This window comes from Streptomyces jumonjinensis (assembly GCF_009600885.1).
GTDB lineage: Bacteria > Actinomycetota > Actinomycetes > Streptomycetales > Streptomycetaceae > Streptomyces > Streptomyces jumonjinensis.
In genome coordinates, this window is the sequence record NZ_VCLA01000012.1 from 1 (window position 1) to 11,401 (window position 11,401).

General features: G+C 71.2%; 7 protein-coding genes and 1 pseudogene. 4 read left to right on the forward strand and 4 right to left on the reverse strand.

Going from position 1 to position 11,401, the window contains the following annotated elements:
* Positions 1 to 267 precede the first annotated feature (267 nt).
* Both FF041_RS01890 and FF041_RS01895 read right to left on the reverse strand, forming a co-directional pair.
* A complete protein-coding gene (locus tag FF041_RS01890) occupies positions 268 to 756 on the reverse strand; it encodes a PaaI family thioesterase (protein ID WP_153520725.1) in 489 nt (162 codons plus the stop codon).
* 121 nt (positions 757 to 877) lie between these two features.
* Positions 878 to 3,163, reverse strand: a complete 2,286-nt coding sequence (locus FF041_RS01895) for an FdhF/YdeP family oxidoreductase (RefSeq protein WP_153520726.1) — start codon at positions 3,161 to 3,163, stop codon at positions 878 to 880.
* A 314-nt stretch (positions 3,164 to 3,477) separates the two neighbouring features.
* Between FF041_RS01895 and polA the strand changes: the two genes are divergently transcribed.
* Positions 3,478 to 6,132, forward strand: a complete 2,655-nt coding sequence (polA, locus tag FF041_RS01900; protein ID WP_153520729.1) for a DNA polymerase I — start codon at positions 3,478 to 3,480, stop codon at positions 6,130 to 6,132.
* A 75-nt stretch (positions 6,133 to 6,207) separates the two neighbouring features.
* Here polA and FF041_RS01905 read toward each other — a convergent pair whose 3' ends face one another.
* Complete coding sequence (locus FF041_RS01905) at positions 6,208 to 7,020, reverse strand: DUF4184 family protein (RefSeq protein ID WP_153520727.1); 813 nt, start codon at positions 7,018 to 7,020, stop codon at positions 6,208 to 6,210.
* A gap of 277 nt (positions 7,021 to 7,297) precedes the next feature.
* Here FF041_RS01905 and FF041_RS01910 point away from each other — a divergent pair.
* The 3 genes and pseudogenes from FF041_RS01910 (at position 7,298) to FF041_RS01920 (ending at position 10,393) form a co-directional block, all read left to right on the forward strand.
* Positions 7,298 to 9,102 (forward strand): annotated as a pseudogene (locus tag FF041_RS01910) (lytic transglycosylase domain-containing protein).
* Between the two features lie 151 nt (positions 9,103 to 9,253).
* Positions 9,254 to 9,391: an SPW_0924 family protein gene (locus FF041_RS01915; RefSeq protein ID WP_153482148.1), complete on the forward strand. Its 138-nt coding sequence runs from the start codon at positions 9,254 to 9,256 to the stop codon at positions 9,389 to 9,391.
* Positions 9,392 to 9,403: 12 nt separating this feature from the next.
* Positions 9,404 to 10,393 (forward strand): DUF3068 domain-containing protein, encoded by a 990-nt coding sequence (locus FF041_RS01920; protein WP_153520728.1) that lies wholly within the window; start codon positions 9,404 to 9,406, stop codon positions 10,391 to 10,393.
* A 135-nt stretch (positions 10,394 to 10,528) separates the two neighbouring features.
* Here the strand turns inward: FF041_RS01920 and FF041_RS01925 are convergent.
* Positions 10,529 to 11,401: ATP-dependent helicase C-terminal domain-containing protein (locus FF041_RS01925; RefSeq protein WP_323390968.1), on the reverse strand; the 873-nt coding region annotated here is incomplete at its 5' end.

Consider the following 11,401-nt stretch of genomic DNA (forward strand, 5'->3'; position numbering starts at 1 on the left):
GGGCGAGCCTGGGGCGTCCTGAGCCGTCGGGCGCGGGGCGGGGCCGGGGCGGGACCGACCGGGTGCGGGTCGGGCGATGGGCCGGGGCGGGCGCGGACCGGGGCCGATCGGGTGCGGGGCGATGCCCGGGGAGGCCGACGGGGCTCCCCGGGCCCGTGGGCGAGTCCGGGCCGGAAGCGATCCGTAGGCGCTCGGGGAGGCCGACGGGGCTCCCCGGGCTCATGGGCGCGTCCGGGCCGGAGGCGATCCGTCGGCGCCCGGGGGCGGTCAGCCCTCGCGCTGTATCTGTGCCGGGCCCGTGGGGGGAGCCTCCCTCAGCAGGCAGGTGAGCCGCGCGGTGCACACCCGCTTCTCCTGCTCATCCGTGATCACGATCTCGTAGGTGGCCGTGGAACGGCCCCGGTGCACCGGGGTGGCGACGCCGGTGACCATCCCCGAACGCACCCCCCGGTGGTGGGTGCAGTTCAGATCCACCCCCACCGCGATCCGGGCGGCCCCGCCGTGCAGCATCGAGCCGATCGAGCCGAGGGTCTCCGCCAGCACGGCGGAGGCCCCGCCGTGCAGCAGCCCGTACGGCTGGGTGTTGCCCTCCACCGGCATGGCGCCGACGACCCGCTCCGCCGACGCCTCCAGGATCCGGACGCCCATGCGCTCGCCCAGATGCCCAGCCGAGAAGAGCGCGGGCAGATCCACGCCGAGCTCGGCGTACTCGTCGACGACCTCCTGAGGGAACTTCACGGTTGACTGCTCGCCCATGGGCCAGGCTCCGATCCGATCGAGTTGCATGCTGTGTGCACCGTCTTACCAGATACCTGAGCAGACGCTTAGGCCGTTTCTGATCGATCGTGCCGTGGGACCGTGGTCAGGGGCGTCGAGATCACCCCCCTGACCGGTCCGACGGCTCGAACCGCACCACCACGGACTTGCTCGCCGGGGTATTGCTCCCGTCCGCCGTGGAGTCCAGCGGCACCAGCACATTCGTCTCCGGGTAGTACGCCGCCGCACAGCCGCGCGCGGTCGGATAGCACACCACCCGGAAACCGGGCGCCCGCCGCTCCACCCCGTCCTTCCACTCACCGACCAGATCGGTGTACGAGCCGTCCGCCAGCCCCAGCTCCGCCGCGTCCAGGGGATTCACCAGCACCACCCGACGGCCGCCCTTGATACCCCGGTAGCGGTCGTCCAGGCCGTAGACGGTGGTGTTGTACTGATCATGCGAACGCAGGGTCTGGAGCAGCAGCCGCCCCTCGGGGACTCTCGGATACTCCACCGGCGCAGCGGTGAAGTTGGCCTTCCCGGTCGACGTCGGGAAGCGCCGCTCATCACGCGGCGCGTGCGGGAGGGCGAAGCCGCCCGGCCGGGCGATCCTGGCGTTGAAGTCCTCGAAGCCCGGCACCACCCGGGCGATGCGGTCGCGGATCGTCCCGTACTCCCGCTCGAACTCCTCCCACGGGGTCTTCGACGCCGGGCCGAGCACCGCCCGCGCCAGCCGCGCCACGATCGCGGGCTCGGAGAGCAGCAGCGGGCTCGCGGGAGGGAGATTGCCGCGCGAGGCGTGCACCATCCCCATCGAGTCCTCGACGGTCACCGTCTGCCGCCCGCCCGCCTGCACGTCCTTGTCGCTGCGCCCCAGCGTCGGCAGGATCAGGGCCCGTCTGCCCGTCACCGCGTGGGACCGGTTGAGCTTGGTCGACACATGCACCGTCAGCCGCGCCCGCCGTACCGCCGCCTCGGTCACCTCCGTGTCGGGCGTGGCCGCGACGAAGTTCCCGCCCATGGCGAAGAAGACCTTGGCGTCGCCGTCGCGCAGCGCCCGGATGGAGCGGACGACGTCGAGGCCGTGGTGGCGCGGCGGCGCGAAGCCGAACTCCTTCTCCAGGGCGTCCAGGAACGCGGGCGCGGGCCGCTCGAAGATGCCCATGGTGCGGTCGCCCTGAACGTTCGAGTGGCCGCGCACCGGGCAGACGCCCGCGCCCGGTCTGCCGATGTTGCCGCGCAGCAGCAGGAAGTTGACCACCTCGCGGATGGTGGCCACGGCGTGCTTGTGCTGCGTCAGCCCCATCGCCCAGCACACCACGGTCCGCTCGGACTCCAGCACCATCGCCAGCGCACGCTCGATCCCGCTCCGGTCGAGCCCGGTGGCGGCGAGCGTCTCGTCCCAGCCGGTGGCCAGGGCGGCCTCCCGGAACTCCTGGTACCCGTGGGTGTGCTCCCGTACGAACTCCTCGTCGACAGCTCCCTCCGTCTCCAGGATCAGCCTGTTCAGCAGCCGGAAGAGCGCCTGGTCGCCGCCGATGCGGATCTGGAGGAAGAGATCGTTGAGCGCGACGCCCCGGATCATGCCGAGCGGGGTCTGGGGGTTCTTGAACCGCTCCATACCGGCTTCGGGCAGCGGATTCACCGAAATGATCTTCGCGCCCGATGTCTTCGCCTTCTCCAGCGCGGAGAGCATCCGGGGGTGGTTGGTGCCCGGATTCTGCCCGGCCACGATGATCAGATCCGCCTGGTGCAGATCCTCCAGCGAGACACTGCCCTTGCCGACGCCGATGGTCTCGGTGAGCGCCGAGCCGGAGGACTCATGGCACATATTGGAGCAGTCGGGGAGATTGTTGGTGCCGAACTCGCGCGCGAAGAGCTGGAGCAGGAACGCCGCCTCGTTGCTGGTGCGGCCCGAGGTGTAGAACAGCGCCTCATCGGGGGAGGAGAGCGCGGTCAGCTCCTCGGCGATGATCTCGAAGGCGCGCTCCCAGGACACCGCCTCGTACCGGTCGGCTCCCTCGGGCAGATACACCGGCTCGGTGATACGGCCCTGCTGGCCCAGCCAGTACCCGCTGCGCCCGGCGAGGTCCGCGAGCGGATGCGCGGCGAAGAAATCGGGGGTGACCCGGCGCAGGGTCGCCTCCTCGGCCACGGCCTTCGCGCCGTTCTCGCAGAACTCGGCGATATGCCGCCGGTCCGCCTCGGGCCAGGCGCAGCCGGGACAGTCGAATCCGTCCTTCTGATTGACCTTGAGCAGCGTGCGGGCGGTGCGCCGCACTCCCATCTGCCGCTGGGCGATCCTGAGGGTGTGCCCGATGGCGGGCAGCCCCGCCGCGGCGTGCAGGGGCGCCGAGACCTGCGGCGCGTCCTGGATCGGATCACCTTCGGGTGGCTTGCCGGTCATGACGTGCTCCCCCTTGAGCGCGGATTCCCTGTCTGCATCTGCATCTGCTCGCCGGGCACGCCGCCCCGCCGGTCATCCCGGCGACGGGCGCTCCCGGCTCCGGCGTCCCGCTGTCGCGGGGCGTGACCGGGTGAACGCGGGCGGTACGCGAAACACTTCTGCCGCCCGACAACGATCCTGTCACGCACCACTGACAACCGGTGCTCCGCCGGGCGGTGTGAACGGCATTGTCAGTGGTCCGTGGCAGGATCGTCTCCGTGGCTGAGACAGCATCGAAGAAGACCCCAGACGAAAACCGTCCGCGCCTGCTCCTCATGGACGGGCACTCCCTGGCGTACCGGGCGTTCTTCGCGCTGCCCGCGGAGAATTTCACCACCGCGAGCGGGCAGACGACCAACGCCATCTACGGCTTCGCGTCGATGCTGGCGAACACGCTGAGAGACGAAGCGCCCACGCATTTCGCGGTGGCCTTCGACGTGTCCCGCAAGACCTGGCGCTCGAAGGACTTCCCCGAGTACAAGGCGAACCGCTCCGCGACCCCGGACGAGTTCAAGGGCCAGGTCGAGCTCATCGGCGAGCTGCTCGACACCATGAACGCGGTGCGGTTCGCGGTGGACGGCTTCGAGGCCGACGACATCATCGCCACCCTCGCCACCCAGGCCGAGGCCGCGGGCTTCGATGTGCTGATCGTCACCGGCGACCGGGATTCCTTCCAGCTCGTCAGCGAGCGCACCACCGTGCTCTACCCGACCAAGGGCGTCTCCGAGCTCACCCGGTTCACCCCCGAGAAGGTCCAGGAGAAGTACGGACTCACCCCCGGGCAGTACCCCGACTTCGCCGCCCTGCGGGGCGACCCGTCCGACAACCTCCCGGGCATCCCCGGCGTCGGCGAGAAGACCGCCACCAAGTGGATCAACCAGTTCGGCTCGTTCGCGGAACTGGTCGAGCGCGCCGACGAGGTCAAGGGGAAGGTCGGGCAGTCCCTGCGCGACCATCTGGAGGCGGTCAAGCTCAACCGTCATCTGACCGAGCTGGTCCGGGACGTGGAGCTGCCCAAGCCGGTGGCCGAGCTGGCGCGGGCGCCCTATGACCGCACCGCGCTGAAGGGCTTCCTGGAGGTCCTGGAGATCCGCAATCCGAGCCTGCGGGAGCGGCTCCTCGCGGTCGACCCCGGAGCGCGGGAGGAAGAGGCGCCGGCTCCGCAGGCGGGCGTCGAGCTGGACGGCGCGGTCATCGGCGCCGGCGAGCTGGCCCCCTGGCTGGAACAGCACGGCGGACAGCCCCTCGGGGTGGCCACGGTCGCGAGCTGGGCGCTCGGCGCCGGCAGCGTCAGCGAGGTCGCCCTCGCCGCCGCGGACGGGCACGCGGCCTGGTTCGACACCACTCGGCTGGACGAGGCCGATGAGCGGGCCTTCGCCGGCTGGCTCGCGGACCCGGCCCGGCCGAAGGTCATGCACAACGCCAAGGACGCCCTGCGGGTCTTCCCCGAGCACGGCCGGCACATCGACGGCATCGCGATGGACACCGCGCTCGCCGCCTATCTCGTCAAGCCGGGCCGCCGCTCCTTCGCCCTGGACACCCTGTCCTTCGAGTACCTCCACCGCGAGCTGTCACCGGCCGCGGCGGACGGACAGCTCGCGTTCGGCGCCGACGAGCACGCCGAGGCCGACGCCCTGATGGCCCAGGCCCGTGCCGTCCTCGATCTGGGCGACGCCTTCACCGAGAAGCTGACGGAGGTCGGCGCGGCCGAGCTGCTGCATGAGGTGGAGCTCCCCACCTCCGTGCTGCTGGCCCGGATGGAGCGCCATGGCATCGCCGCCGACCGCGCCCATCTGGAGGCCATGGAGCAGCTCTTCGCGGGCGCCGTGCAGCAGGCCGTGAAGGAGGCCCATGCCGCGGTGGGCCATGAATTCAACCTGGGCTCGCCCAAGCAGCTCCAGGAAGTCTTCTTCGGCGAGCTGAACCTCCCCAAGACCAAGAAGACCAAGACCGGTTACACCACCGACGCCGACGCGCTGGCCTGGCTCGCCACCCAGACCGAGCACGAGCTGCCGGTCATCATGCTGCGCCACCGCGAGCAGGCCCGGCTGCGCTCCACCGTCGAGGGCCTGATCAAGACGATCGCCGCCGACGGCCGGATCCACACCACCTTCAGCCAGACGGTCGCGGCGACCGGACGTCTCTCGTCCACCGACCCGAACCTCCAGAATGTGCCGGTGCGCACCGACGAGGGCCGCGCCATCCGCCGGGGCTTCGTGGTCGGCGCGGGCTTCGAGTCGCTGATGACGGCCGACTACAGCCAGATCGAGCTGCGGGTGATGGCGCATCTCTCCCAGGACGAGGGCCTGATCCAGGCGTTCACCTCGGGCGAGGACCTGCACAACACGGTGGCGTCCCAGGTGTTCGGCGTGGCGACCTCCGCGGTCGACGCCGAGATGCGCCGCAAGATCAAGGCCATGTCCTACGGGCTGGCGTACGGACTGTCGGCCTTCGGCCTCTCCCAGCAGCTCAGCATCGACGCGGGCGAGGCGCGCGCCCTGATGGACACCTACTTCGAGCGGTTCGGCGGGGTCCGCGACTATCTGCACCATGTCGTGGACGAGGCCCGGGCCACGGGGTACACGGCGACGATGCTGGGCCGCCGCCGCTATCTTCCCGATCTCAACAGCGACAACAGGCAGCGCCGTGAGGCCGCCGAGCGCATGGCGCTGAACGCGCCGATCCAGGGCACCGCGGCGGACATCGTCAAGATCGCGATGCTGAAGGTGGACGGGGCGCTGCAAGATGCGCGGCTCTCCTCCCGGCTGCTGCTCCAGGTCCACGATGAAATCGTGCTGGAGATCTCCCCGGGCGAGCGCGAGGAGGTCGAGGCGATCGTGCGCCGGGAGATGTCGTCCGCCGCGTCGCTGAGCGCGCCGCTGGACGTCTCGGTGGGCGTGGGCCCCGACTGGGAGTCCGCCGCGCACTGACCGTTCGGGGCCCCGGTGCGCCGGGGCCCCGCATCCGGTCGGCGGCAGCGGCCGGGCGCCCCGGCCTGCCGGTGCTCAGACCCGCTCAGGCGCCGTCGTGCGCAGCCGCATCCCCACGCTGTACAGCACCAGCCCCACCGCGAGCCCCGCTCCCGCCCCGAAGCAGGCGGTGGGGATGAGGTCGAGCGGTGAGGTCACCGGGGGGTTTCCGGGGGTGACGTACCGGTGGACGCAGCGCAGCACGGCGCCCGCCAGCATCCACCCGCCGAGCCATGCCAGCGCCAGCCCACGGCCGCGTCCGTCGAGCGTGGGCACCGACGGGGGAGGGGCGAGCGCGGGCTGTCGTCGCACCGCCGAGCGGGCGAACCAGCCGAGGAGCAGCAGAGAGAGCGCCGAGGACCCGTACTGGGCGACGGTGTAGAGCCCGTATCCGGCCACCGTCTCCCCGAGCACCGGTATCAGACGGGTGCCCCAGCGGTCGTGGTGGGTGAAGGCGTCCCAGACGATGTGCGTGGTCGCGCCGAGCACTGCGGAGAGATAGAAGCAGCACGCGAACCGCCAGCTCAGGCCGGTGGGCCTGCCCCGCAGCCAGGAGTGGACGGGGCCCTGCCGATGGGCGGGCAGCAGCGCGATCAGAGGATCGCGCACCAGCAGCCAGAGCGCCACCAGCGCGGCCGTGATGGCCGCGTCGACCGTGAGTACTCCCAGTGGTGCGTGGGTGAACGTCCCGAACCCCATGGCCCCAGGGATCGCGCCAGCGGCGAAATATGTCATATCGGGTGAGAAGGAGCCCATGACCAGCGCCGAGGCCAGAAGCGGCCCGCGTGCCGTCCCGTCTCGTCGGATGCCCGGCAGGACCGCGGCGGCATGGCTCAGCGTGAACGGCATACGGAATGGCCCCCAGTGACCTGTACTGATCGGTTATCGATCGGCCGTCGATCCGCCATCGATCGGTCGTCAGACGGGCGGGATCGGCTGTTGATCGATAACGCCAGTATGAGCGATGGCGCGAATCCGGATTTGGAGCGTCCGTGTGATGGCGAATTGGTGAAATACGGTCAGCGCCCGGTGTCCCGCGGCGGGCAGTTGCCGTAGGGTCACCTCAGTTATCACCTTTATCGCACCGGGGAGTGCGGACGACCGCTCTCGGGGAGGGAACAGACGTATGGCAGCGCAATTCGGCCGACGGCTGCGCAGGGGGGCCACGACCACCGCGGTGGCCGCCGCCGCTGTCGCGGCCCTCTCCGCCTCGCAGGCGCCCGGTGTCAGTCATGCCTCTCTGGGGGCGGGGGGCGACAGTCCGGGCCAGGGCGCCGCGGACGCGGAGCCGACGCCCGACACCCCCGTCAGCGGCAACTCCCCGTATCACACGGACCTTCCGCCGCTGAGGACTCCCGACAAGCCGGGAAGCTCCATCGACCTCCCGGCGAAGGGGGCGAAGGGAGCGACGGAGTCGGGCATCCCGGCCACCGTCCTCGCCGCGTACAAGAAGGCGGAGCGGACCGTCTCCGCCACGGATCCCGGCTGCCATGTGCCATGGCAGCTGCTGGCCGCGATCGGCAAGGTGGAGTCGGGGCAGGCGCGCGGCGGAAAGGTCGACGCCGACGGCACCACCCTGTCCCCGATCCTCGGACCGGTTCTCAACGGTGTCGGCTTCGCCAATATCTCGGACACCGCAACGGCCGGTACGACGACGACACCACCTACGACCGCGCGGTCGGCCCGATGCAGTTCATCCCCTCCACCTGGGCCACCTGGGGCCAGGACGGCAACGGGGACGGGCGCAAGGACCCCAACAACATCTACGACGCGGCCCTCGCCGCCGGCCGCTATCTCTGCGCCGGCGACCGCGATCTCCGGGAACAGGACGATCTCGACAGAGCGATCCTCGGCTACAACCAGTCGCGGGAATATCTGCGTACGGTCCTCTCCTGGTTCGACTACTACAAGCGCGGCACCCATGAGGTCCCGAACGGTACCGGCGAGCTGCCCGACTCCAGCACCCCCGACAGCGGCTACTCGGGTGCCTCCGGCTCCGGTTCGGGCTCTTCGGGTTCGGGCTCCGGGTCCTCGGGTTCCGGGTCCGGTTCGGGTTCCGGTTCGGACTCCTCGGGGTCGGGCAACGGCAACGGCGGAGGCAACGGCTCGGGCGACAAGCCCGAGTCCAAGCCCGAGGATCCGCCTACCAAGCCCGATCCGGGCGACGACCCGGAGAAGCCCACGGAGCCGGTCGACCCGCCCGCATCGGACCTCGCCGCCCGTCTCCACCAGGCGGGCAGCGGCAAGCTCACCGGCATGGCCGGGCGTGCCTTCACCGAGCAGGCCGCTGTCCGGGTGACCAACTCCCTGGGGCGCGGCGTCGCGAAGCAGGAAGTGCGCTTTGTCATCGTCGGCAACACCGATGCCCGCTTCCCGGGCGGCAAGACCGGTGTCGTCCGCACCTCCGACGCTGACGGCAGGGTCGTCGCGCCCGCTGTCAAGGCGGGCGAGAAGACCGGGACGTTCACCGTCCGGGCCTCGGTCGTCGGGCGCAAGCTGCCCCCCGTGGACTTCTCCGCGAAGGTCACCCCCCGCGCCGCCGATGAGCTGGTCCGGGTCGGCGACGCACCGCTGACGGCGCTCGCCGGCACGGAGTTCACGGAGCTCGTCGTCAAGGCCACCTACCAGGACGCCGCCGCCTCCGGCGTCGGAGTGACCGCCACCCTGATCAAGAGCGCCGAAGACCCCGTGGCCAACGGCAAGGGCCCCTACTTCAAGGACGCCGCCGGCAAGCCCGTCCGCACCCTCACCGGCATCGAGACCGGCGCGGACGGCTCCCTGAAACTCCCGAAGCTCTTCGCGGACGAGCAGACGGGCGTCTATCTGCTCCGGCTCACCGCCTTCGGCGGTGCCACTGTGACCGTCGAGCTCACGGTGACCGCGCCGACCGCTTCCCCGACGCCCGACGCTTCCCCGACGCCCGACGCCTGACCGTTCCCGCCTCCTTCCGGCACCGCCCCTCCGCCCCCACCGGGCGGAGGGGCGGTGCTATGTGTTCTCATCTCGCGGCTCGATTGCTACGGTGCCCCAATCCTGACGCTGCATCAGGTCTTTGCCGATCCGAGCCCCCGGGAGGCCGGGCATGCGCGCCCTCGTCGCCGCCGCCATCGGGCTGGCCGCCGCCTTCGCTCTCATCCTCGCCGTCACGGCAGTCGGCGCACCCTCGGGAGAGACCTCGCCCGAACCGCTGTTGACCACCGTCCCCGGCCCCAAGAAGTAGGAGGGCCGGCCCATGCAGCGCCGCGCGAGCCTCCTGCTCCTGGCCCTCGCCGTCTTCTTCGCCGCACTCTCTCCTCTGCTGCGCTGGTACGCCTTTCCCCGGCTCGCGAAGGTCCCGCCCGGCCAGTACCAGGAGACGGTGCTGGAGGCGAAGCCCGCGACCCTTCTCGACTACGGCACCCTCAAGGCCGAGAAGGTCGAGAAGGTCACCATCGTCCAGACCCTCAAGGGCGATGTGGAGGCATCGGAGAGGATCGAACGCACCGCCGGACGCGATGTCGTCGTCTGGGACTCCCTCTCCTATGTCGAGGGCCCGGACGGGAAGACGGTCTCCCGGATCCCCGAGCGCTATATCTTCGACGCCCACAGCCAGGCCCCCGTCCACGCCACCGGCGAATCGGTCGACGGAACCCCGGTCCGGCGCGAGGGCATCGAGTTCAAGTGGCCCTTCCTCACCGAGAAGCGGGACTACCAGTACTTCGACGCCCAGACCCGCACCTCCGCCCCCATCCACTACAGGGGCACCCGGACCTTCCGTGGGCTCCAGGTCTACTACTTCGAGCAGACGATCCCCTGGACCAAGGTCCCCTTCCCGAAGACGATGCCCATTCCCGGCGTCGACGCCGCCACTCTGGAGAAGGAGACCGGCACCACCCGCTGGTACACCACCCAGCGCATGTTCTGGGTCGAACCGGTCACCGGAGCCCCGGTCAACGGCGAGGAGATCCACAAGGAGGAGCTGCGCGGCGGCACCCTCCTGGGCGGCCGGGACAGGGTCACCGCGTTCGCCGGTCATGTGAAGATGCGCTCCGACTATGTGGACCACACCGTCGGTCTGGTGAAGTCCCAGCGACCGCTGGTACTGCTGCTCACCTCCTATCTCCCATGGGGATTCCTGTTTCTGGGCGGCGGGCTCCTGACGCTGGCGCTGATGCTGGAAGCCCGTGGCCGAAGCCCCCGGGGGCGGGCGGCCCGCCCCGCCCCTCGGCCCCAGCCCGTCTGACCACCCGGTCCCACCCGCTCCGGCCGCTCCCAGGGCTCCGGCTTCCCGGTCCCGCCGTCCAGCGCCGACTTCGGCGTCTCGGCTCGCAGGCCCTGAGTCCCGAGCCCTGAGTCCCGAGCCCCGGGGGCTCAGAACTCAGCGTCCGGCACCCCGCGCTCCGGCGGCGTCGGCTCCACCGCCCCCGGCCCTGGCCTGACGCGCCTTGGTGTAGCGGGTCGGCTCCGCCGCCGACGGATCCTCCGGCCAGGGATGTCTGGGGTACCGGCCGCGCAGTTCCGCCCGCACCGCCCGATAGCCGTCCTTCCAGAACGAGGCCAGATCGGAGGTGACGGCCGCCGGGCGGCCGGCGGGGGAGAGCAGATGGACCAGCACCGGCACCCCCGCCACCACCGGTGTCTCCCGCAGCCCGAACAGCTCCTGGAGCTTCACCGCCAGCACGGGCCGCTCCCCGCCGTACTCCACCCGTATGCGCGATCCGCTCGGCACCTCGATCCGCTCGGGCGCGAGCTCCTCCAGCCGGGCCGCCTCACCGCTCGCCCACGGCATCAGCCGCTGCAATGCCTGCCCCGCCGGGATCCGCCCCAGATCCGCCCGCCGCCGGGCGCGCGACAGCTCCGGTTCCAGCCACTCCCGCGCCCGCTCCAGCAGCGCGGCATCCGACACATCCGGCCAGGGCCCGCCCAGCTCCCGGTGGAGAAAGGCCAGCCGCTCCCGCAGCCCCTCGGCCTCACGGCTCCAGCGCAGCAGCCCCAGCCCCTCGCTCCGCAGCCCTTCGAGCAGCGCCCCCCGGATCAGCGCCGGGTCCGGATCCCGCAGCGCGCGCACGGACAGCTCGACGGCCCCCAGACGCCGTACATCCCGGGCGACGACATCCCCCTGCTCCCAATGGACCTCCTCCCCGGAGGCCAGGAGATGGGCAGCAGCCGCGCACGCGATGTCCTCGTCCACCACGGCGGCGAGCCGCACCCGTGCCGACGCGGCCGCCGCCGGCCGGTCCGCGACGGCGAC

Coding starts and splice junctions, on each gene's coding strand:
- FF041_RS01920 (WP_153520728.1), top strand. CDS start 9,404: ATGCAGCGCCGCGCGAGCCTCCTGCTCCTGGCCCTCGCCGTCTTCTTC.
- FF041_RS01915 (WP_153482148.1), top strand. CDS start 9,254: ATGCGCGCCCTCGTCGCCGCCGCCATCGGGCTGGCCGCCGCCTTCGCT.
- FF041_RS01890 (WP_153520725.1), bottom strand. CDS start 756: ATGGGCGAGCAGTCAACCGTGAAGTTCCCTCAGGAGGTCGTCGACGAG.
- FF041_RS01895 (WP_153520726.1), bottom strand. CDS start 3,163: ATGACCGGCAAGCCACCCGAAGGTGATCCGATCCAGGACGCGCCGCAG.
- FF041_RS01905 (WP_153520727.1), bottom strand. CDS start 7,020: ATGCCGTTCACGCTGAGCCATGCCGCCGCGGTCCTGCCGGGCATCCGA.
- polA (WP_153520729.1), top strand. CDS start 3,478: ATGGACGGGCACTCCCTGGCGTACCGGGCGTTCTTCGCGCTGCCCGCG.